Origin of the sequence: Clostridium malenominatum (assembly GCF_039521365.1) — a bacterium.
In the GTDB taxonomy this organism is placed as follows: Bacteria; Bacillota; Clostridia; order Clostridiales; family Clostridiaceae; genus Clostridium_AW; species Clostridium_AW malenominatum.
This window is the reverse complement of sequence record NZ_BAAACF010000006.1, coordinates 137,151-160,521: the sequence shown is the minus strand read 5'-3', so window position 1 is coordinate 160,521 and position 23,371 is coordinate 137,151. Positions and strand designations below refer to the sequence as shown.

Sequence of the window (23,371 nt, the reverse complement as noted above, 5' to 3'; positions counted from 1 at the left end):
TAGACTCTTGAGACTTTTTTTTATTATTAACTACATCCAGTAGTTGATCCACAGTCTAAGCAAACCATGCAAGTTCCGTTTCTTACCATTCTGCTACTGGAACAGTGGGGACAAGTACTACCATAAACTCTTTCACCTTCAACTTTTTTTCCATCAAAAGTTTCATGTGTGTTAGAAGAGATTGCTTGTTCCTCAGTTTCACTATTAGTTTTCAAATCATAATTTTCGGGCTTTACTTGACATCTAGAATAGTCACCTAATTCAATATCAATAACCTTACTAATTAAATCAGAAATTGAACTAACATATTTTATATAAGGATGTTTTTGCACAAAACCATAAGGTTCATATTTCTGTCCCCTAAGCATTCTAGCAATGTCCTGAGGTGCTACGTGATGTTGTAACATTACAGATAATGTTTTTGATAATGAGTTTAATAGACCCATTATAGTAGTTCCTTCCCTATCAGTAGTTATATATATTTCAGATATTTCTCCATTTTCTCTTCTATTTACAGTAGTGTATATTTTAACATCATTTATTTGAGCAGGATGAGTAGTTCCTCGTCTTATTCCTAGAGGTTTATCACGTTTAGAATATTTAACACCTTTTTTTAGCTCTTTAGCTTTGGCTAAAAGCTGATTATAAGTCAAATCTTCTAATTTTAAATCTTTATCAGAGCTTAAACTTGTATTTAAAGGTTGACTTGCCTTTGACCCATCTCTGTATAAAGATATTCCTTTTATTCCAAGCCTCCATGAGGTTAAAACAACATCTTGGAATTCTTCTAGGGTTGCTTCCCTAGGTAAGTTTACTGTCTTTGAGATAGCACCTGAAATTAATGGGGTTATAGAAGCTACCATAAGTACATGGCCCATTGGCTCTATAAATCTTTCTCCACTTCCACATTTATTAGCTGTATCGAAGATAGGTAGATGTTCTTCTAATAAATGAGGGGCTCCCTCTATTTTTCCATCTAATAATTTTTCATATTTATAACCGTCTCTCTCTACGGTTTCCTTTTCAAGTACATAATCCATAATATCCTGTATTTGATCATCTGAATAACCAAGGTTACTTAAGGAAATTTTTATTACAGGATTTATTACGGTCATCATTCCACCGCCAGATAACTTCTTATAGACTACATGGCTGAAAAATGGTTCTATAGAAGTTGCTCCGCAGTCCATAGCAAAAGATATAGTTCCAGTAGGAGCAATTACAGAAACTTGAGCATTTCTATATCCAAATTCTTCTCCGTAATGTAACGCTTCAATCCAACATTTTTTTACTAGTGTGCTTATATTTGAGAAGGATTCTTGTTCTAATATATTATGATTTATAGCCAAGGGTTTGTAATTAAGTCCTTCAAAATCTGATACTTCCATTGCACCAGCTACTCTAGCATGATTTCTTATAACCTTTAACATGTGCGGTTTATTGATTTCATATTTATTAAATGTCCCTATTTCTTTAGCCATTAGTGCGGATGTAAAATAGGAGTATCCTGTTAAGATTCCTATTAATGCAGCAGAAATATTTCTAGCTTCTTCTGAATCATAAGGGTATCCTAAAACCATTAATAAAGAAGCTAAATTGCTTATTCCAAGTCCTGTAGCCCTAAACATATAGGTTTTTCTAGCGATATCTTCTGTTGGGAACTGACCCCAGTGTATGGACCCTTCTAAAATTAGCTGGACCATTCCAACAACATGAACATAACCTTCTAAATCTATAGATTTTGTAGCATGGTCATAGAATTTATAAATATTTATTGAGGCTAAGTTGCAGGAACTATCGTCTAAAAATGCATATTCTCCACAAGGATTAGTTGAGTTAATTCTATTATGCTTTGCATTATACTCACCATCTTCACCAGAGGGACAAGTATGCCATGCATTAAAAGTATCAGAAAATTGTGGCGCAGGATCTGCACATTGCCAAGCGCTATTATTAAAGGCATCCCATAGAGATTTAACTTTAACTGTTTTGTTTAAAGAGCCATCTACTCTACCTAGTAGTTCTACAGTTTCTTCAGGATTTGTTGATAGTTCTTCAACTTTTTTCATGAATTTATCAGAAAATCTAATGGAATTATTACTATTTTGACCTGATACTGTTTCATAAGCGTCCCCATCTATATCTGTATCGTATCCCATTTTGCCTAAAGCTCTAACTTTATCCTCTTCGTGGGCTTTCCAAGTTATAAAATCTAATATTTCAGGATGATCTACATCTAAACAAACCATTTTAGCTGCACGTCTTGTTGTTCCACCAGATTTTATAGCTCCAGCATTTCTATCTAAACCCTTTAAAAAGCTCATTAAGCCTGAAGATACACCACCGCCAGATAGCTTTTCACCTTTTGCTCTTATTGAAGAGAAATTGGTACCTGTCCCCGAACCACCTTTAAATAGCTTGGTTTCTGTTACGTATTGTTCGGATATGGAATGAGAACCTAAAAGCTTGTCTTGTATAGATAAAATGAAACAAGCTGAGGCTTGAGTCCTAGAATAATTATCCTCTGTTTCAACTACTTTATTTAAAATTGGATTAAAATAAAAATTTCCTTGTTTACTTCCTTTTATATCGTAACTTTGCGCAAGCCCAGTATTAAACCATTGGGGAGAATTAGGAGCATACATTTGAGCAAGAAGAGCATAAACCATTTCGTCATAAAAAATTTCTTTTTCTTTATAAGAGGCAATTATACCTTCATCCATTAAAGACTCACACCAAAAATTAACCATTCTGTGAGCTACCATCTTCATGCTATTTTCATATCCACAATCATTTGGCACTCCTGCTTTTCTAAAATATTTAGATGCAATAATGTCACAAGAGTTCTGAGAATAATGCTCTGGAAATTCTAAATCCTTCATGTCTACTAAAACTTTACCGCTCTTATAGTCCTTTAAAAATACGTCTACTTTCTTCCAAGTGAATAAATCATATACTGTTAAATTGCTTTTGTTTTCAAGTTCTTTAGTATAATATCTTTTTATCATATTATGTACTGAATCTATTTTATTAAAAAATTCCAATGTGAATACCTCCCTAAATATAATCCTAATCTAGTATACAATATAAAATATAAATGTAAAAGTTTCATATACCAGCATATATTGTATTATAACATATAATTTCACACTATATATTGTGTTTTTATCAATTTATTAAGTTTATTATAATATATAATTATGTCCGAAAAATAATAAATAATCAAAAAATATAATAATTACTTTTTTAACAATCATCGCTTTAAAGTATTGACAATTACAAGGTTAAAGAATAATATGAAGAAGGATAGATAAATTTAAATTTTAAAAATACTTTTTAAAAGGTGATGAATATGAATATAACTCAAGAAGCTGATTATGCAATTAGAGCTATCCTTATATTGTCAATGGAAGGTGAAGGTGCAAAACTAGATGCAAGAACCATTGCTGAAAGGGGTACCATTCCATTAAGATTTCTCTTAAAATTATTAAGAAAATTGATTCACTCTGATATAATAAAATCATACAGAGGGGTCAATGGTGGATATGCTCTTAATAAAAAAAGAGCTGATATAAATTTAAAAGAAGTAATTGAAGCAGTAGATGGCCCTATAGCGATTAATAGGTGTTTAAAGAATGTTGATTTTTGTAATAATAATAATACACAAAATTGTAAAACTCACTATTACTTAAGTAAAGTACAAGAAACATTGATAAGTGAATTAGAAAAAATTAATTTTGAAATATTAACTAGCTCTAAATAATAGTAACTATATGATTGTTTATGAAAATCCATTATAAATGTTTAAGATTGTCTAAATAATAACAATCATTTTCGGAATTATGACCTCTTTTAATTATGTTGCATTTTCTACAAGGGTCTTTCTTACTTCTTAAATTAAAAGTTAAATATAGTAGGTGCTAGGTACGGGTATATTAGTATGTATGAGTATCAGTAGAAGTTTGTAAGCAATTAGAGGAATAAATTGATATATGTAGAATATAATGTTTATAAATTCATTAATTGAAAGAGAGTGATTCTATGGTTAAAAATTATATGGAGATAATGGTAGATAACTTATTACCAACGGTTTTAGATAAATATAGTAATATTTGTACCTGTGAAAAATGTATTGAAGATATAAAAGCTATAGCTCTTAATAGTTTAAAGCCTACATATGTAGTTTCTGAAGAGGGAAATATATTTGTTAAAACTAATGAATTAAGTATTCAATTTAAGGCAGACGTATTAGGTGCATTAACAAAAGCTATAGAAATTGTAAGTAAAAATCCAAAACATTAAATTAATTTAGGGAATAGAGCTTAGCTCTATTCCCTATTGTTTTATAGATGTGATAGTATATAATAATTCCATAGATACTAAGATGAAATGAAGGTGAACTTATAATGGATGTTAAAGATTTTGTAGTTTCACTAAAAGAAAAGGGGTTCGAATTGCTTTCAGGTATTAATGGACTAGAAAAACCCTTAACCAGCATAAACATGATGGAAAATCCAGATACGTTGAAATGGATAAAATCTGGTGAGTTTTTATTAACTACTGGGTACTTTATGAAAGACGATGAGGAGTTACAATTAAATTTCATTAGAGAGTTAAGTAAAATTGGTGCTGCAGGGATTGGCATAAAAAAAAATAGATATATTTTAGAACTATCGGACAGAGTGCTTGAGGAGGCTAAGGCCTTATCTTTACCTATTATTGAAATACCCTATGAGTTTAGTTTATCTGATGTAAGTAGTATGTTTTACAAGGAGCTTTATGAACGTCAAAGTAAAAAGCTAAGAAGATCTTTTGATATACATGAGCAGTTTATGAATATAGTTATAAACGGGGGAGGTATTAAGGAATTAACGGAGGAACTAGGGGATATAATAAATAATCCCGTATTAATTACCGATGAACATGGGAAAATAATTTCTAATAAAAACTTTCTAAATCATGAATACTATATTAAAGATTTGTTTATTAATGTAAATAATGAATATATGTTGAAAAATGATTTTATAAATGAGTACTGTAATAATGATGAGTTTCCAAAGGAAGCAATAAAATATACTGATGAAATAAATGGAGAGGAGGTATCTTTTAGAATTAAGCCTATAGTTTCTGATAAAGAGGTATACGGATATATCATAGTTGCAGAAACTAATAGAAAAATGATTGAATTAGATTATATAGCTGTTGAAAGAGCATTAATTATAATAATGCTTGAAAGAATGAAGCAAAAGGCTATAGATGAAGCGAAACATTTTATGAGAAGAGACTTTTTTGATGAGCTAATCGAAGGTAAAATACGTTCAGAGAATGAGATTGAAAGCCTAGGTAATATGTACGGATTAAATTCTCTATATAATTATTCTTGTATGATTATTGAAATAAGTGATGCAAATAATATACCAAACGTCTATTTAGAAATAAGTATAATGCGACAAATGAGAGAAGAAACTATTAAAATGATTGAAGATAAATCTTCTAAAAAAAATATAAAAACAATATCTATTATAAGGGGAGCATATATTATTACTTTTATACCTACGAAGATTTCAGAGGATTCAAAGGAGAGCAGAGAATTTACAGTAGAATTTGGTAAAGTTATAAAAGAGGAATTTTTAAAAAGATACAATGGCTATAATATAAGAATAGGAATTGGAAAAGCTTATAAAATAATCAATATATCTAAAAGCTTTAAGGAAGCTATGGAAGCTAATAAAATAATAAAAAAAATGAAAAATAGAGAAGTGGTTGTGCACTTTGATGATTTTGTTATATATCATCTTTTAAATTCTTCTGGAAATACTGAAGCATTAAAGGATTTTTATAATAACTCAATAAAAAAATTAGTTGAATATGACATTGAAAACAATACAAATTTGGTAGAAACTCTAGAAAAGTATTTTATATGTAAAGGAAACATGAGTGAGGCTGCTAAAGCCTTGTATATTCATAGAAATACCCTTTTGTATAGGCTTGATAAAATTAAGGAAATATTAAATACTAACTTGGAAAATGGAGAGGAAAATTTAGAACTTCAATTAGGAATTCATATTATGAGATTATTATCCTTTGATAACAAGGAGCCCGTATAAAAAGGGCTCTTTTTGTGTTTAAAAACTAAATTTTAATGTTTGTGCAAATTGCACAATAGACTATTCGGAATTTTTGGCATACTGTTGATGGAATTGAGGAATTAATAAACTATAATTATAACTGCATAGGGGGATAGAAAATGTTTAAGGTTGATTTTATAAGTATGCCCGTATTAGATAATATGTATAGGTTAAATGGTAGCAAAGTTCACTCTATCTTTAAAAATGTAGTTAATTTTGAATACCGTGGTAAGTTAATATCTATACAAAATTCAAATGTGCCCAAAGGTCCATTAAGCATTTCTATCAAAGAAACTATAAATTTTTTAGACCTTCCTATTAAAATGGAAGATGTTATTACAGTAAAAAAAGACGTGATTTATATTGGCAGCATATCAGTAAATATAGAAAGACCTCTAATTTGGGACCCCTCATTAAAATATTATTCCCTTCTTCTTTGTAATAATAAAAAGCACACTAATAAAATTAAAAGTTTAGTAATACTAAATGGAAAATCTGGTGGAATTAAAGAAGAGGTTCTTTCGATTATTGCTGGGGACAGTTATAAAACTTATTATGATAAAAACAAATCAAATGTAGTAAATGTATTAGAAGAAGTTTACTTTGATTTTTATAATAAAAATCAAATAGATGCAGCAATAAAATTATCAAGCTTAATAGGATATGGAGCAGGGCTTACCCCAGCAGGAGATGATTTTTTAGTAGGAGTGATGAGTGTATTACACCATTGTAAATTATCAAGTATTGGTATTTCGGAGTTTTATGAAAAGCTTTGCAGTGAAATACTAAAAAATTCATACAAGACAACTATGGTAAGTAAAACTTTTCTTGAAGAAGGAACCTGTGCCCGATTTAGTGAGAGTTTTCACAAACTATATGAAGCTATGTGGAGTGTAAATTCAGAGGAACTATATAAAGCTGTAATATCAATGATGTCCATAGGTCATTCATCTGGAACAGATGGACTATGTGGAGTATTATGGGGACTTTATTTAGTTTCAAATTTAAATATAAATACAAATGGAGGATAAGTTATGGTAATTAAAAACATTATAAAAAAGAATACCTATTATGATTCAGTAACCTTAATGATGATATCAAGTAAGATTACCTCCTTAGAAGGAATTTTAGATGCAACTGTTATGATGGCAACTGACTATAATAAGAAATTGATGACAGATTCAGGTCTTTTGCTACCTGAAAACTTAGATATTACTTCTAATGACTTAGTAATTGCAGCTAAAACGGAAAGTGATGAAAAAATTACAGAATTAGTAAGTGTAATAGAAGAGGAACTTCAAAAGAAAAGTGATGCTTCTTCTGAAGGAGATCTTAGAGCAAAAACTATAAACACAGCAGTAAAAAGACTTCCAAATGCAAATTTTACAATAATCTCAGTTCCAGGAAAACATGCAAAAAGAGAAGTTTTAAAAGCACTTGATAATAACTTACATGTTTTACTTTTTAGTGACAACGTATCCATAGAAGATGAAATTGAATTAAAAGATAAAGCTATAGAAAAAGGTCTTTTAATGATGGGACCAGACTGTGGTACAACAGTTATTAGTGGAGCTGCTTTAGGATTTGCTAATGTAGTTAACAAAGGAAAAATAGGAATGGTAGCTGCTGCAGGTACAGGTCTTCAAGAAGTAACATGCTTAGTAAGCCAGCTTGGTGAAGGAGTTTCTCAAGCCTTAGGAACTGGTGGAAGAGACGTTAAGGAAAAAATTGGTGGAAGAATGATGCTAATGGAACTTGAAGCTTTAGCACAAGATGAAGAAACTGAAGTTATAGTTATAATTTCAAAACCACCACATAAATCCGTTATGGAAAAAATATTTAAGTTCATAGAAAAAGTTGAAAAACCAGTTGTTACTTGCTTTATAAGTGGCGAACCAATGAAAGTAGAAAAAGATACGGTTATACAAACATTTACGCTAGAAGATGCAGCTCATGCAGCTGTTAATTTAGCTAGAGCTAAAAAAATAGAAAAAGTGATATTCACTAAGTCACAAGAAGAAGTAAAAGAAATAGTAGAAAAAGAAATAGCTAAATTAGGTGAAAATCAAAAATATATAAGAGGTCTTTATTCAGGTGGAACATTAAGCTCAGAAGCTATGGTGTTAATAAGTAACTATGTAGGCGAAGTTTATTCAAATACACCAATAAAAGAAGATGGCTTATTAAAAGATATAGAAAAAAGTGAAAAGAACACAGTATTAGATTTAGGGGATGACTACTTTACAAATGGTAGACCACACCCAATGATTGACCCAAGACTTAGAGTTGAAAGAATTAAGAAAGAATCATCAGATCCAGAAACAGCAGTAATATTATTCGATGTAGTTTTAGGCTATGGTTCAAATGAAGATATGGCAGGAGCTTTAACTACAGCAATTGATGAAGTTAAACAAAAGTTAGCAGAGGGAAGACACATAAGCTTTGTTGCTTCAGTTTGCGGAACGGATGAAGATATTCAATCAAGAAAAGAACAAATAGAAAAATTACAAAACTCAGGAGTTATAGTAATGCCATCAAATGCACAAGCAACTAGATTGGCTATATTAATAGCTTCAAAAGGTGAAACTTGGTCAAAGATGATAGGAGGTCTTGCTAGTGAATAAGATAAAAGAACTTTTTAAAGACAAAGTAAAAGTTGTAAACGTTGGGCTTGAAACATTTCACGAAGCAAATAAACATCAAAAACTAGAATGCATTCACGTTGAATGGAAACCAGCAGCTGGCGGAGATGCCAAACTTCTTGAAATACTTGAAAAACTAAACAGAAAATAGGAGGTAAATTAAATGAAATTCGATATAAATGAAGCAAATAAAATAGCATTTGAAAGAATTCAAAAGGCAAATAACTTTTTAGTAGATGTTAAATATGCACATGAAGTAATTGAAGGAATGGATAAGTATACCATAGGCCACGCAGGTCCTCCAATAAAATGGGAAGATATGTGTGGACCTATGAAGGGTGCTATTGTTGGAGCAATAATATATGAAGGATTAACTGATAGCTATGAAGAAGCAGAGGAAATGGCTGCTACTGGAAAAGTAAAATTCGTAAGCAATCACAGCATGGGTTGCGTAGGACCAATGTCTGGTATGGTAACTTACTCAATGCCACTTGTAGTTGTTAAGAATGAAACCTTTGGAAACTATGCTTACAGCACATTCAATGAAGGTTTAGGAAAAGTTATGAGATTCGGTGCTAATGATGAATCAGTTATCAAGAGATTAAAATGGTTAGAGCAAGTATTTGCACCAGTATTAAAGAAAGCATTAGCGTTATCTGGTCCAATAAATGTTCAAGTTTTAATAGCTAAAGCTTTAGCAATGGGAGATGAATTACACCAAAGAAACGTAGCAGCGTCTTCAGTATTTGCTAGAACAATATTACCTTACTTGGTAAGAGTTATGGACGATAAGAAAACAATAGAAGAAGTAACAGACTTTGTTACTGGTAATGAACAATTCTTCTTAAATATCGCTATGGCAAATTCTAAAGCTACTATGGATCCAGTTAAGAATATCGAAGGAAGTACAATTGTAACTGCAATGAGTAGAAATGGTACAAATTTTGGAATTAAAGTTAGTGGCTTAGGAGAACAATGGTTTGAAGCCCCAGTTAATATGCCACAAGGATTATATTTCCCAGGATATAGTGAAAAAGATGCAAACCCAGATATGGGAGATAGTGCAATTGTAGAATGTATAGGACTAGGTGGATTTGCTATGGGAGCTGCTCCAGCTGTAGTTCAGTTTGTAGGTGCAGCATCAGTTCAAGCGGCAATCCAATACACAATGGATATGGAAGAAATCACAGAGGGAACAAATTCAACATACCAAATGCCAAATATGAACTTCCAAGGAGTACCTACTGGAATTGATATAAGAAAAGTTGTAGAAACAGGAATATTACCTGTAATCAACACAGGTATGGCTCATAAAGAACCAGGAGTAGGTCAAATAGGAGCGGGTATTGTAACTGCACCACTTGATTGTTTTGTAAAAGCAGTAATGGCTTTTAGTGAGTTAATAGAAGAATAATTTTATATAGAATCTCAGCCCTTCGTTAAGAAGGGCTTTACCAAAACACACAGGCTTGAAATTTATATATCGGAGGAAATAAAGGATGAAAGAAAAGATAGTATTAGCTATTGGTGGAAACGCAATATTAAAAGAGAATCAAAAGGGAACTATAGAAGAACAAAGAGAAAATATAAACAATAGCTGTGACGCTATTTTAGACTTAATCGAAAAGGATTACACAGTTATAATTACTCATGGAAATGGGCCACAAGTTGGAAACGCATTGATAAAAGGTGAACTTGCAGCAAATGTAGTACCAAAGTTTCCGCTAGATGTATGTAATGCAGAAACACAGGGCAACATAGGATATCTTATTCAACAAGCTTTTTATAATGCAATGAAAGACAAGGGAATAAACAAAGCCATTAGTACTGTTGTGACACAGGTTGTGGTAGATAAAGAAGATTCAGCATTTAATAATCCAACAAAACCTGTTGGACCATTCTATACTAAAGAACAGGCAGAAAAACAAGCATCAGAAAAAAGCATAACTTTTGTAGAAGACAGTGGTAGAGGATATAGAAGAGTTGTACCATCACCTATGCCAAAGAAAATAATAGAAAAAGAAACTATAGAAGCATTAGTAGATAAAGGCATATTAGTTATAACTACTGGTGGTGGAGGAATTCCTGTAATAGAAAAAGATAATGGGAAACTTGAAGGAGTAGAAGCGGTTATTGATAAAGACTTTGCAAGTGCACTACTTGCGGCAGAAGTAAAAGCAGATTATTTCTTCTTATTAACAGGAGTAGAGCAAGTAGCAATAAACTTTGGAAAGCCAAATCAAGAAAATTTATTAGAGCTTAAAGTTGAAGATGCTTTAAGGTATATGGAAGAAGGACAATTCCCAAAAGGTAGCATGGGACCTAAAATTCACGCAGCAATTTACTTCCTAGAAAAGGGAGGAAAGAATGTAATAATAACTTCAATTGACAAGTTAGAAGAGGCTCTAGAAGGTAAAACAGGTACAAGACTTGTTTTATAAAATTTGACAATATTTACTCGAGTATTATTTTAAAATTATGTCTTAAATATATAAAAAATATTATATAGGAGTGATAATATGAATAAGAAAAGATATTTCTTACCAAGCTTCCTTGTTTTTATGTTTATGTTTATTCTATCAAGCGTTCCGGTATTAGCAGCAGAAGCAACTAAACAGCCAGCCAATCCACAAGGTTTTATGGCAGTATTAACGGTTATTCCACTAGTTGTTATTTTAGCACTATTATTTAAAAAAGTAGATATGTTGGTGGCAGGTTTAGTTGGTGGAGTGATGGCAATGTTAATAGGAGGAATTACTCTTGCTCAGGCAAATGATTTCTTCTTAAAGGCAATACCATCAATGCTTACAATAACTGTTCCAATCATTAACTCAGCAGTTGCTATGGCAGTTTTTAAATCAGGAGGATATACGTCAGCATTAACACTTGTTAGACGTGCAATTAAAGGAAAAGTTGAATACTTTGCAGCATTTATAGTAATTCTTCAAGCAGCAGCAACTTATATGTCAGGTATAGGTGGAGGAAGTGCCATGGTTATTGCACCACTTGCTTTTGCAGCAATGGGAGCAATTCCAGAACTTATAGCTGCAATGGCAATTGCCGCAGCAGTTTCATTTACAACTTCACCAGCGTCATTAGAGTCAGGTGTAGTGTCAAAGCTTAGTAATGTACCAGTAGCTCAATATGTTGATTCAATGAGAATTTACTGGATAGGATTCGTAGTTTTAGCAATAATACTTGCATTCTATGGAGCAAAAAAGAGAAATGCAATATTTACAGGTGAAGAAAACGAAGAAGTTAGAAATATGACAGATAGCGAATTATTTAAAAATACAATACCAGTAATATTCCTATTATTTGCAGTAATTTTTGGACCATTTGTAAACAAAGCAGTTGGAATGCCAATACTTTCCCCACTAGTTTACACAATTGTTACAGTAGCTTTAATATTTATTTGTACTAAGTTTAATTTATCTCAATCAGTAAACGCTATGGTTGATGGGTCAAATTATATACTTGTTAAATTATTTAGCGTTGGTATATTCTTAGCATTTATAAACATAATAGGAGAAACTGGAGCATTTACAGCAATAGTTGGTGTAGCTAAGCTTGCCCCAGCGGCATTAGTTGTCCCAGCAACAGTACTTGCAGGATTCCTAGTTGGAGTACCAGCAGGAGCATATGTTGGTTCCGTATTAACACTAGTTCTTCCAGTAGCAGTAACTCTTGGATTCACACCAATGCAATTAGGTTTTGTAGCTATGGGTGTTGGTTTAGGTAGTCAGATGAGCTTTGTTAATATCACAATGCAAGCTTTATCTTCAGGATTCCAAACTCCAATTATAGACGTAGTAAAAGGTAACTCAAAGTGGGTTGGAGGATGCGTAGCATTATTGTTAATAATATCCTTCATATTCTAAAATATAATCTAGTTTTTTAATATAAAATTAATTAAAAAAAGGAGGTATATTGATGGATATACTTATAAGAAAAGTTAGGATTAAGGATGGAGAAGAGCTACAGGATGTAGCTATAGAAGGTGGCAAAATAGTAGCTATTGCTCCTCACATCGAAGGAACAGCACACAGGGAAATAGATGCAGATGGAAGAGTACTTATTCCAGGACTTGTAGATAGCCATATACATCTTGATAAAGCATTGATAGCAGATAGATTACCAAATAAATCAGGTACTCTAATGGAAGCTATAAAAGTTACAGGACAGTTAAAGCCAACTTTCACAAAAGAAGATGTGGAAGATAGAGCAAGAAGAGCATTAACTATGCTTATAAAAAATGGAACAACTCATATAAGAACTCATTCAGAATTTGATCCATCACAGGGATTTACAGGTTTTGAAACTGTTATGAAATTAAAGCAGGAGTTTAAGGATATAATAGACATACAAGTAACTGCTTTCCCACAGGAAGGTATATTTAAAGCACCAGGTACTGAAGAAATGATGTATCAAGCAATGGAAATGGGTGCAGATGTAGTTGGTGGTATACCATACAATGATTCTCCAGCTATGGATCATATAGATTTAGTATTTGAAATCGCTAAAAAATATAACAAACCAATTGACTTTCATCAAGATTTCAAAGATGATGCTGAGGGAATTACCATAGAATATATCTGTGACAAAACTATAAAAGAAGGATTTCAAGGAAGAGTATCAGTAGGTCACTTAACAAGCCTTGGAGCATTACCTAAAGAAAAATTAGAGCCAATCATTAAAAAGATGAAGGAAGCTGAAATAAGTGTAATGAGTTTACCTGCTACAGACCTTCACCTTGGAGGAAGAAAAGACGAATACAATGTAAGAAGAGCATTAACTCCAGTGCGTACTCTACGTGATGGCGGAGTTAATATGTGTATAGCAACAAACAATATAAGAAATGCATTTACTCCTTATGGAAATGGAGATTTAATTCAAATTGCTATGCTTGCTGTGCCAACAGCACATCTTGGAGGAGCAGATGATCTTCCAACTGTATTACCAATGATTACAACTAATCCTGCTAAGGCTTTAGGACTTAAAGATTATGGATTAGAAGTTGGTAAAAAAGCAGATATGGTACTTCTTGATACAAAAGTTGTTAAAGATGCCATCATCGACATTCCAGATAGATTATTTGTAATTAAAAATGGTAAAATAACAGTAGAAACTGAAAAGATAGTTAAATTTAATTTCTAAAACTAAATAAAAAGAGCTGAATATTTAAATCAGCTCTTTTTAGTATTTTATATATTTAAAATGAAAGGGGTATGAAAAGTGAATAAAAAGTTTTGGATAAGCAATGTATTGCTTGAAGAGGGGTTTATTTACGATAATAAGGAAGTTGGCGGCACAAAGACTGGTACATATCATCTTTTCATAGAAGATGGCAAAATAATAAAAATTCAGAAAGGGGATTTACCAAAGGATGATAATACAATATTAGATGCCAAAGGTCTTTTAGCATTACCATCCTTTATAGAAAAACACATACATCTTGATAAAGGTCACTTTGGGGGACCTTGGAAAGCAAGTACTTCATTTCATAGTGTTGCTCAAAGAATTAAAGAGGAAGAAGAGTTTTTACCTAAATTCTTACCTATAACAAGGGAAAGAGCTGAAAAGTTATTAGAATTAATAACTTCTAACGGAGTAACTCATGCAAGAGTGCAATGTAATGTAGATCCAGTAGTAGGTCTTGGAAACCTAGAGAGAGTTATTGAAGCTCTTGAAAACTATAAAGATAAACTAACCTATGAACTAGTAGCTTTTCCACAACATGGTTTACTTAGAAGCAATTCAGCTCCAATAATGAGAGAAGCTATGAGAAATGGAGTTAATGTAGTAGGGGGACTTGACCCGGCAACAATAGATAATGACATTGAAAAGTCACTACATACTATGATGGATATGGCAGTAGAATTTAATTCTGATGTAGATATTCACATACATGATGGTGGAAAGCTAGGCATGTATACTATAAATAGATTAGCTCAAATAGTGGAAGAGGCTAAATGGCAGGGAAGAGTAAACGTAAGTCATGCATACTGTATGGGGGACAGTCCTCTAGAAGAGGTTAAGGATTTAGCAGATAGACTAGCTTCCCTGAATATGAGTATTGCTACAACAGTACCTATTGATTTACCAGCACCACCACTTCCATTGCTTCATCAAAGAGGGGTTAAGGTATATGTGGTAAATGATAATATCAATGACCATTGGAGCCCATTTGGTACAGGAGATATGTTGCAAAAAGCTAGCAGGCTAGCAGAAAGATTTGGTTTCATAGACGAATACTCTTTAACTAGAGCTTTAGGATTTGCCACTAATGGAGTAACTCCTTTAGATGAAGAAGGAAATCAAGCATGGCCAAAAGTTGGAGACGATGCTAATATTGTATTTACAGAGGCATCTTGTTCAGCAGAAGCTGTAGCTAGAAGAACTAAGAAAAATGCAGTTATGTTTAAAGGTAAAATTGTTTCAGGAAAACTTTAAGATAATAAATAAGATTGTTCCTACTATATAATAGGGACAGTCTTATTTATTTGTTTAAATTGGAAAATTAATGTAAGATATAAGTAATTAATGTATTTTTAAATGAAGGGATATAAAAATGAAAAATGAAGTATTAGAAAGAAAAGTTATGTTTACATTAATTTTATTCAGTATAATATCTGCATTATTAACACTGAATAAGGTTTATTTTTTATCTACATTAGCGCAATATTTATATTATTTTATATACATCTTTATAACCAGCTTAAGTTTATTCATATTAAGCAAGAAATATAAGATTTAATCATGGAGTTTTAACACTAATTACAATATTAATTATAGGGATAGTAATTTTAAATAATATTATTGCCTTACCATTCCTCCTAATATATCCATTATTTTATTCCAGAAAATCAAAAACATTTGCTAAGATACTTTCAGGACTACTTTACTCCTTTCTTATATTCATATTTTTATTTTCTGCTTTTGTAAAGCTAATATTTTCTTCTAATAAGTTATTACTTCAGAAGAGTTCGCCCAATAAAAAATATAATATAGTGGTAATCGATAATGACCAAGGAGCGTTAGGGGGTAACACTATAGTAGAGTTAGAAAAAATATATTTTAATTCTATAAAAAAACAAAGAATAGTTTATATTGATCGATGGGGAAAAAGCCTAGAAATTGAATGGATAGATAATGAAAATGTTAAGATTGATGAAAATATAATAAACGTAAATAGAAAAGATAAAATAGATAAAAGAAATTCTTTGTAATAATTATCTAAAGATATAAAAATATCATTTGGTAGCAGGAGCATAATGCTTCAATTAGCGGATTTAGAAAATGTTTATAAGAAGATAAAGATTTAATAGAGAGGTAAAAACTCTCTATTTTTTAGAATTCGTTTTAAATATTTGTTTACATTTCAACATTTAAATTGTCTATATTATAGAATGTGTTAACACAGTAAAATGAAGGAGGAGGAGATGAATAAGGAACTTTTGTTAGAACTATATAAAAGTCAGTCAAAAATCATATATGGCTATCTAATAAAATGTGGTTGTTCTAGAGAAGAAGCAGAAGATATAGTTCATGATAGCTTCATAAAAGCTATTGAATATATGGATGGCATATCTGTAGAAAAGCTCCCTTCATGGTTATTTAAGGTAGCGTTAAATAATTATAAAAATAAAATAAAAAGAAAATCTTTAATAAATGAAGTAAGTATTGATTATGAAGGATTTTGTTCCAATTTTATAGGAGATAATGATTCCTTAGAGATTTTATTGTGGAAAGAAAAAGAAGAGCATGTTAGAGAATGCTTAAGTAAATTAAAGGAACAATCTAAAACTTTATTAATTTTTAAGTACGACATGGAATTGAGTTATAAAGAAATTGGGAAATTATTAGGTTTGTCGCAAGAGGTTGTAAAGACGTATTTATATAGAGCGAGAAATGAATTCAAAATAGCTTGGAGGGATAGTTATGGAAGATAAAAATATAGATGAAATTTTTGATGATGAAAAATTAAACAAAGTAATAAAAAAGGGTAAAAGAAAATCTTTAATAAAAACAGTAATAATATCTTTAGTCGTTTTAGTAGTAGGTGCCATTGGAAATGTTTTTTTGTGTATGAAAATGAGCGATAAGGCAAATAAGAACAATGATACTTGGATAAAGCTTACTGTACCTAATGGGTATGTAAGTAGGGGCATGTATACTATAGGATTCCTAGGTGGAAGGGTTGACTATAAAATATCAAGAAGAATAGGAGAGGTTTCTGTAATTTTAGAAGAAAGAAGTAATAGTTATGGAATTATACCTGACTTAATGATTACAACATATACTGGAAGTGGTGGACATAAATCAGGAGAATGGCCCAAGAGTTTCTGGGAAAATGGATATAGAAAAATGATGTTTTTTCATCCTAAGGTACAATATAAGGAATATAAAAATGATTTAAAGGAATTAGAAAAATTACCCGATGAAAAATTGATAGAAGTTGCATTATCCTTTGACAAGCCTTATAAGTTTCACCAAGTGGTTGATATAATACCAAATTCAAATATATCTTGGTACTGGGTTGATACTTTTAGTGAAGATGAAATTAAAAATCACAAGAATGAAGTTGCCGATTATGATCCAATGGCATCATATATTAGAGAAAGTGAAATATTAGGTGTAAGTGTAAGGCATAGAGAATTCTATTCAAGTTCAGATTTTAAAAGCGATTATAGTAAATTTATAGATGAACTAAGAAGTGTTAACTATGAAGAACTTAGTAAAAAATATATGAATTTAAAGAATAAAGGAATGGAAGATTCTCAGAATGTAGATATTCTAGGGGTTATAGTGTATGGAACAAAAGAAGAATTAAAGCCACTTATAGGTAATTCAAAGATTAAAGCATCATCTTTTGGAGTTATTACAGATACCTATTAATAAAAAACTATCCTTAATTTCAATGTATTTTATCCATATCAATATGCAAATGATATAATATTACTTAAATATAAAAGGAGATAAAATATGTCAAATAAAGTTTATCTTTTAGATTCAAATATAGTTATAAAGATATGGAGGGAATATCCTGATTTATTTAATGATATAAAAAACCATGGAAGAATTGATTTTAAAATATCTCACAATGTAGCGGGAGAATTATCAAAAAAAGAATTTAAAAATGTTGACGGAGTTCCTGTGCTTACTAACAAATTCATAGAATTATTAGATCATATAATTGATGAAGATTTATGCAAAATTAAAGGTGATTATAGGTCGTTTTACTCTATAGATGGTAATAAAATATCTAGAAATGACTATGAATTAATTTGTATCTGTGAAAGTAATGAAAAGTATATTTTAGTTACTGAGGATAAAAAACTATTTGATAGTGGAAAGGTTTTATTAGGAAACTCAAAAATAATAGGATTTGATGAATTTTTAAATGAATTAGATAAGGCTTTTTTATAATATTTGGGCTCGGTTATAAAATGTTATATAATATATAGTGGGTGAAAGATAAATGATAAAAGAAATTGAAGCTAAAACAATACTGTCTACAGTAAAAAATGGTCCTGATAAGTATTTTGGAATGAGTTACAATATGAATTTATACAGAGGGTGTCAACATGGGTGCATTTATTGTGATTCAAGAAGTAGCTGTTATGGAATAGAAAACTTTTCAGATATTCTAATAAAGAAAAATGCAGTGGAACTTCTTCACAAAGAATTAAAGGGAAAAAGAACTATAGGCACTATAGGGACAGGTAGCATGAATGATCCCTATATGCCTATTGAAAAAGAACTAGGAGTTACTAGAAGAGCTTTAGAAACTATAAGTATTTATAAGTTCCCCATTCATATTATTACTAAAGGAGATTTGATTACAAGAGATATAGACATTATAAAAGAAATAGGCAAAACCTATGCAGCAGCTTCAATTACTATAACAACGGGAGACGACAAGTTATCATCTATTATAGAGCCTTTTGCGCCAGTATCTTCTAAAAGATTTGAAGCTATAAAAAAGCTATCTAAGGAAGGAATTTATACAGGAATAATTTTAATGCCAGTACTTCCCTTTTTAACAGATAGCTTAAAAAATATTGATGACATTGTTAAGAGGGGAAAGGATGCGGGAGCAAAATACATAATAGCTTGGTTTGGAATGACTTTAAGAGAAGGACAAAGAGAGTACTACTTTAAAGAATTGGATAAGAGTTTTTCAGGGCTAAAGGAAAGATATGTGCATAATTACAAAGGCTTATACTCATGTTCTGTACCTGAGCATGAAAAATTATATAGTGCATTTAAAGAATTATGTTATAAAGAAGCCATAGCTAGGAAGATGAATTTCTATGAAAAAAACAGTGTTCAACTATCATTATTTGATAGCTACATTTAAACTGTTGGGGACGGTTATAAAAAAATAAAAGGAGATAAAAAGATGGACAAAATAGTTTTAAATAAGGATAAAAAGAAACAAATGATAGAAGATATTAAAGAATATTTTTCTAATGAAAGAGAAGAAGAAATAGGTGATTTAGCAGCGAGTATGGTGTTAGATTTTGTAATAAATAAATTAGCACCAGAATTTTATAATAAAGGTGTTGAGGATTCATATAGATACATGAGCGAGAAAATTGAGGATATGTTAGGCCTTGAAAAATAATAAAGATATTTAAAAGTTTAAGAGTTGACTTAAGCATGTATATTTGATAACATTTATATAATAGTTTTGAAAAGTGAATAAACGCATAAACGATATGATATAGAGGTTGCAGTTACTATGAGTATTGTGTATTGAGTAAATATGCAAAAAGGGAGTAATTGCCGAAACATATAAGGATTTATCCTTAGTGTTGGGACTATGCTAAATAAGTATAGTACTGTCTTTAAAAAGTTGCCCAACTTTTTAATGGCGTGCTTATCATGTTGGGGCAAAAGGTGTTTTTAGGCTATAGTAGTCATGAGTCCTTTTGCTTCTCATGGCTATTTTTGTTTTTTATTAATAAAAATTAAATGAATTCTATCAATGTGGTACAGAGGCCGCAATTGCTATGAGTATGTATAATGAATATGCAAAAAGGAGTAATTGCCGAAACATATAAGGATTTATCCTTAGTGTTGGGACTATGCTAAATAAGTATAGTACTGTCTTTAAAGAGTTGCCCAACTCTTTAATGGCGTGCTTACCATGTTGGGGCAAAAGGTGTTTTTAGGCTACAGCAGCCATGAGTCCTTTTGCTCATGGTTGTTTTTTATATCTAAAATACAAGAAATAGGGGGTTATTCACATGGCTGTAGTTGTGCAAAAGTATGGTGGATCATCTGTAGCTACCATAGAAAAGATAAAAGCTGTTGCTGAAAGAGTAATTGAAAGAAAGAAAAAAGGAGATGAAGTGGTAGTTGTAGTTTCTGCAATGGGGAAAACCACAGATCATCTTATAAACATGGCAAAGGAAATTTCTCCAAATCCAAATAGAAGAGAGTTAGATATGCTCATGTCCACAGGAGAACAGGTATCCATTGCATTACTATCCATTGCCTTTCAACAATTTGGATATGATGCAATATCTTTAACAGGTTTTCAAGCGGGAATATTAACTGAAGGAATGCATACTAAAAACCGTATTGCGGATGTTCGCATTGAAAATGTAAAAAAACATTTAGATGAGGGTAAAATAGTTATTGTAGCAGGTTTCCAAGGAATAAATCAGTTTGGAGATATAACAACTCTAGGAAGAGGGGGTTCCGATACTAGTGCTGTAGCACTTGCCTCAAAACTTAAGTGTACTTGTGAAATTTATACGGATGTAGAAGGTATATACAATGTAGATCCAAGAATGTATTCAGATGCTAAAAAATTAGATAATATAAGCTATGAAGAAATGATGGAAATGGCAAGTTTAGGAGCAGGAGTAATGGAAGCAAGAGCTGTAGAGATAGCCTGTAAATATAATATTCCTATCTATGTAGCTTTAAATACTGGAGAAAAGTTAGGAACATATATAAAGGAGTATGATGAAACTATGGAAAATAAAGCAATAACAGGACTAACAGCTAGTGACGACGTGCTCATGGTAACTATTAGAAATGTACCATGTAAAGCTAAAAGTATAGCATTAATATTTGAAAGAATAGCAAAATATAATGTAAATATAGACATGATAAGTCAAACAGCACCTTTGGATGGGTATGTAAATGTGTCATTTACCACATCAAAAGAGGATATATATACAATAGATGATATAACAAAGGAAATTAAAAAAGAAATTCCAACCATTAAAGTTTCAAAAGAACTAGATATAAGCAAAATATCTGTAGTTGGAATAGGAATGATGAAACAATCAGGAGTAGCCGCAAAGGTATTTAGCATATTATCAGAGAATAATATAGAGTTTAAACAGGTAACTACTTCAGAAATAAGCATATCCTATACTATAGATTCAATAGATAAAGGAAGAGCAGTAACTGCATTAGCAAAAGAGCTAAATTTATAATTTTAAAACAATCCCTAAGGATTTATGATAAAATTAAGTAAATATCATAAATAAGGGGGCTGGCAAAATGGTTACGGAAGTTTATCCAGATATTTTTAAAGTGGACATTCCTTTGCCTAATAATCCTTTAAGAGCGATAAATAGTTATATAATACTTTCGGAGGATAAGAACTTAATAATAGACACGGGCTTTAATACTGAAGAATGTAAAAATGAATTGATGAAAGGTATTAAGGAATTGAATTTAGACCTTTCAAAAACATACTTATTAGTAACCCATCTTCATTCAGATCACTCAGGACTAGCTGCATACTTAAATGATATGGGAGTAAGTGTTTATTCAGGAGCTATTGATGGAGAACTAATAAATGAAATGTCACAAAAGTCTTATTGGGATAGATTTGAGGAATTTGCTAAGCTATTTGATTTAAAAAAAGATAATGTATGTTTTGAAGATAACCCTGGATATAAATATCGAAATAAAGAAAAGATAAACTTCACTTACTTAAAAGAAGGGGAAAAAATAAACATTGGAAAATATTCTTTTCAGGTTATAGATACCCCAGGTCACACTCCAGGACATATAGGACTTTATGAAAAAGAGCATAAAATTTTTTTTGGCGGAGACCATATTCTAGATAAGATAACTCCAAATATTACATTTTGGGGATTTGATAAAAATATCTTATCTGTATATTTTCAAAGCTTAAAAAAGGTATATAATTATGAAATAGAATATCTTTTTACTGCCCATAGAAGCATTGTTAAAGACCATAGAAAAAGGATTGATGAACTTTTAGATCATCACCAAAAAAGATTAGAAGAAATTATGAACATTATTAAGGATGGAAAAATTTCAGTAAGAGATACAGCATCAAAAGTGAAATGGGATTTAAAGTGTAATGGATGGGAAGACTTTCCCAATGCTCAAAAATGGTTTGCGGCTGGAGAAGCTATGTCTCATTTAGAGCATATTGTCAACATTGGGAAAGGGGAAAAATTTTTAGAAAAGGGTATTTTATTATATAGACTTAAAAATAATTAAATAAAATAATTTTTGGGAGGAATTTGTTATGAAGTATAATGTTGCCCTAGTAGGATGTACAGGCATGGTAGGAAGAAAGTTTTTAGAAATTCTAGAAGAAAGAAATTTCCCGGTAAATGAATTGTATTTATTTGCTTCAGCCAGATCAGCAGGGAAAGAAGTTACTTTTAAAGGGAATAATTACACTGTAGAAGAGCTAAAAGAGGATAATATTAAAGATAAAAAAATAGATTTTGCTTTATTTTCAGCAGGAGGAACTATAAGTTTAGAATATGCTCCTATTTTTGCAAGATATGGTGCTGTAGTAATTGATAACAGCAGTGCTTGGAGAATGGATCCAGAGGTTCCACTAGTAGTTCCAGAGGTAAATCCAGAAGATGCAAAACTTCATAAAGGAATAATAGCAAATCCGAATTGTTCAACAATACAAGCTGTGGTAGCACTAAAGCCATTGCATGATAAATACGGAATTAAAAGAATTGTATATTCAACTTATCAAGCAGTTTCAGGAGCAGGAGCAGCGGGATATAATGATTTGATTAACGGATATAATGGTGAAGCGCCTAAAAAGTTCCCTTATCCAATAGTAGGGAATTTACTTCCACATATTGATTCTTTCTTAGATAATGGTTACACAAAAGAAGAGATAAAAATGGTTAATGAAACAAGAAAAATACTTCATAGCCCAGATTTAAAAATAACAGCAACTACTGTTAGAGTTCCAGTTTTAAATTCCCATAGTGAAAGCATAAATGTGGAATTAGAAAATGGTTTTGAAATAGAAGATATATTTGAATTATATAAAAATGCTGATGGAATTATTCTTCAAGACAATGCTAAGGATTTAGTTTATCCAATGCCAATTGATGCTTCAGGTAAAGATGAAGTTTATGTTGGAAGAATCAGAAGAGACTTCAGTTTAGATAATGGTTTAAATCTTTGGGTTGTTGCAGACAACATAAGAAAAGGCGCTGCATTAAATACAATTCAAATTGCAGAATGTTTAATAGAAAAATAGAAGTTTTAAATGAATTTAGGGACAGTTATTAAAATTTTTATTTAAATTTTAATAACTGTCCCCTATTTTACTATTTT

At 31.0% G+C, this 23,371-nt stretch carries 21 protein-coding genes and 2 riboswitches; of the genes, 20 read left to right on the top strand and 1 reads right to left on the bottom strand.

The window, feature by feature from the left end; all coding sequences use genetic code 11:
- Positions 1 to 26: 26 nt before the first annotated feature.
- Positions 27 to 3,008: a vitamin B12-dependent ribonucleotide reductase gene (locus ABDZ69_RS15215; RefSeq protein ID WP_425544665.1), complete on the bottom strand. Its 2,982-nt coding sequence runs from the start codon at positions 3,006 to 3,008 to the stop codon at positions 27 to 29.
- A gap of 344 nt (positions 3,009 to 3,352) precedes the next feature.
- Between ABDZ69_RS15215 and ABDZ69_RS15210 the strand changes: the two genes are divergently transcribed.
- The 20 genes from ABDZ69_RS15210 (at position 3,353) to ABDZ69_RS15115 (ending at position 23,294) form a co-directional block, all read left to right on the top strand.
- Positions 3,353 to 3,763: an RrF2 family transcriptional regulator gene (locus ABDZ69_RS15210; protein WP_343770966.1), complete on the top strand. Its 411-nt coding sequence runs from the start codon at positions 3,353 to 3,355 to the stop codon at positions 3,761 to 3,763.
- 278 nt (positions 3,764 to 4,041) lie between these two features.
- Positions 4,042 to 4,302: a late competence development ComFB family protein gene (locus tag ABDZ69_RS15205; protein WP_343770965.1), complete on the top strand. Its 261-nt coding sequence runs from the start codon at positions 4,042 to 4,044 to the stop codon at positions 4,300 to 4,302.
- Between the two features lie 104 nt (positions 4,303 to 4,406).
- The gene (locus ABDZ69_RS15200; RefSeq protein WP_343770964.1) at positions 4,407 to 6,107 is read left to right on the top strand and encodes a PucR family transcriptional regulator; all 1,701 of its coding nucleotides are present in this window, start codon (positions 4,407 to 4,409) and stop codon (positions 6,105 to 6,107) included.
- A gap of 140 nt (positions 6,108 to 6,247) precedes the next feature.
- Positions 6,248 to 7,159, top strand: a complete 912-nt coding sequence (locus ABDZ69_RS15195) for an oxamate carbamoyltransferase subunit AllH family protein (protein WP_343770962.1) — start codon at positions 6,248 to 6,250, stop codon at positions 7,157 to 7,159.
- A 3-nt stretch (positions 7,160 to 7,162) separates the two neighbouring features.
- A complete protein-coding gene (gene fdrA, locus ABDZ69_RS15190) occupies positions 7,163 to 8,752 on the top strand; it encodes an acyl-CoA synthetase FdrA (protein WP_343770961.1) in 1,590 nt (529 codons plus the stop codon).
- On the top strand, positions 8,745 to 8,921 hold the full coding sequence (locus ABDZ69_RS15185; protein ID WP_343770960.1) for a fdrA domain protein: 177 nt from the start codon (positions 8,745 to 8,747) through the stop codon (positions 8,919 to 8,921). The genes fdrA and ABDZ69_RS15185 overlap by 8 nt, the downstream gene beginning before the upstream one ends.
- A gap of 12 nt (positions 8,922 to 8,933) precedes the next feature.
- Positions 8,934 to 10,184 (top strand): YlbE family protein, encoded by a 1,251-nt coding sequence (locus ABDZ69_RS15180; RefSeq protein WP_343770959.1) that lies wholly within the window; start codon positions 8,934 to 8,936, stop codon positions 10,182 to 10,184.
- 85 nt (positions 10,185 to 10,269) lie between these two features.
- Positions 10,270 to 11,211: a carbamate kinase gene (arcC, locus tag ABDZ69_RS15175; protein WP_343770958.1), complete on the top strand. Its 942-nt coding sequence runs from the start codon at positions 10,270 to 10,272 to the stop codon at positions 11,209 to 11,211.
- 78 nt (positions 11,212 to 11,289) lie between these two features.
- Complete coding sequence (locus tag ABDZ69_RS15170; RefSeq protein ID WP_343770957.1) at positions 11,290 to 12,651, top strand: hypothetical protein; 1,362 nt, start codon at positions 11,290 to 11,292, stop codon at positions 12,649 to 12,651.
- A 52-nt stretch (positions 12,652 to 12,703) separates the two neighbouring features.
- The gene (locus ABDZ69_RS15165) at positions 12,704 to 13,927 is read left to right on the top strand and encodes an amidohydrolase family protein (RefSeq protein WP_343770956.1); all 1,224 of its coding nucleotides are present in this window, start codon (positions 12,704 to 12,706) and stop codon (positions 13,925 to 13,927) included.
- Between the two features lie 78 nt (positions 13,928 to 14,005).
- On the top strand, positions 14,006 to 15,223 hold the full coding sequence (locus tag ABDZ69_RS15160; protein WP_343770955.1) for an amidohydrolase: 1,218 nt from the start codon (positions 14,006 to 14,008) through the stop codon (positions 15,221 to 15,223).
- A gap of 293 nt (positions 15,224 to 15,516) precedes the next feature.
- Positions 15,517 to 15,999, top strand: coding sequence for a DUF5412 family protein (locus ABDZ69_RS15155; RefSeq protein ID WP_343771020.1), 483 nt, complete (start codon positions 15,517 to 15,519; stop codon positions 15,997 to 15,999).
- 213 nt (positions 16,000 to 16,212) lie between these two features.
- Positions 16,213 to 16,722 (top strand): RNA polymerase sigma factor, encoded by a 510-nt coding sequence (locus tag ABDZ69_RS15150; RefSeq protein WP_343770953.1) that lies wholly within the window; start codon positions 16,213 to 16,215, stop codon positions 16,720 to 16,722.
- Complete coding sequence (locus ABDZ69_RS15145; protein ID WP_343770951.1) at positions 16,712 to 17,668, top strand: anti sigma factor C-terminal domain-containing protein; 957 nt, start codon at positions 16,712 to 16,714, stop codon at positions 17,666 to 17,668. The genes ABDZ69_RS15150 and ABDZ69_RS15145 overlap by 11 nt, the downstream gene beginning before the upstream one ends.
- Positions 17,669 to 17,755: 87 nt before the next feature.
- Entirely contained in the window at positions 17,756 to 18,199 is a 444-nt protein-coding gene (locus ABDZ69_RS15140) for a PIN domain-containing protein (RefSeq protein WP_343770950.1), read from the top strand.
- Positions 18,200 to 18,251: 52 nt separating this feature from the next.
- A complete protein-coding gene (locus ABDZ69_RS15135; protein WP_343770948.1) occupies positions 18,252 to 19,133 on the top strand; it encodes an SPL family radical SAM protein in 882 nt (293 codons plus the stop codon).
- Between the two features lie 42 nt (positions 19,134 to 19,175).
- Positions 19,176 to 19,400, top strand: coding sequence for a DUF2164 domain-containing protein (locus ABDZ69_RS15130; RefSeq protein WP_343770946.1), 225 nt, complete (start codon positions 19,176 to 19,178; stop codon positions 19,398 to 19,400).
- Positions 19,401 to 19,492: 92 nt separating this feature from the next.
- A riboswitch (Lysine riboswitch) is annotated at positions 19,493 to 19,664 on the top strand.
- A gap of 98 nt (positions 19,665 to 19,762) precedes the next feature.
- A riboswitch (Lysine riboswitch) is annotated at positions 19,763 to 19,930 on the top strand.
- A 95-nt stretch (positions 19,931 to 20,025) separates the two neighbouring features.
- Positions 20,026 to 21,231 carry an aspartate kinase gene (locus tag ABDZ69_RS15125; RefSeq protein WP_343770944.1) on the top strand — a complete coding sequence of 402 codons (1,206 nt, stop codon included), beginning with the start codon at positions 20,026 to 20,028 and terminating at the stop codon, positions 21,229 to 21,231.
- A gap of 67 nt (positions 21,232 to 21,298) precedes the next feature.
- Entirely contained in the window at positions 21,299 to 22,276 is a 978-nt protein-coding gene (locus tag ABDZ69_RS15120) for an MBL fold metallo-hydrolase (protein ID WP_343770942.1), read from the top strand.
- 28 nt (positions 22,277 to 22,304) lie between these two features.
- On the top strand, positions 22,305 to 23,294 hold the full coding sequence (locus ABDZ69_RS15115; RefSeq protein WP_343770940.1) for an aspartate-semialdehyde dehydrogenase: 990 nt from the start codon (positions 22,305 to 22,307) through the stop codon (positions 23,292 to 23,294).
- Positions 23,295 to 23,371: the final 77 nt, after the last annotated feature.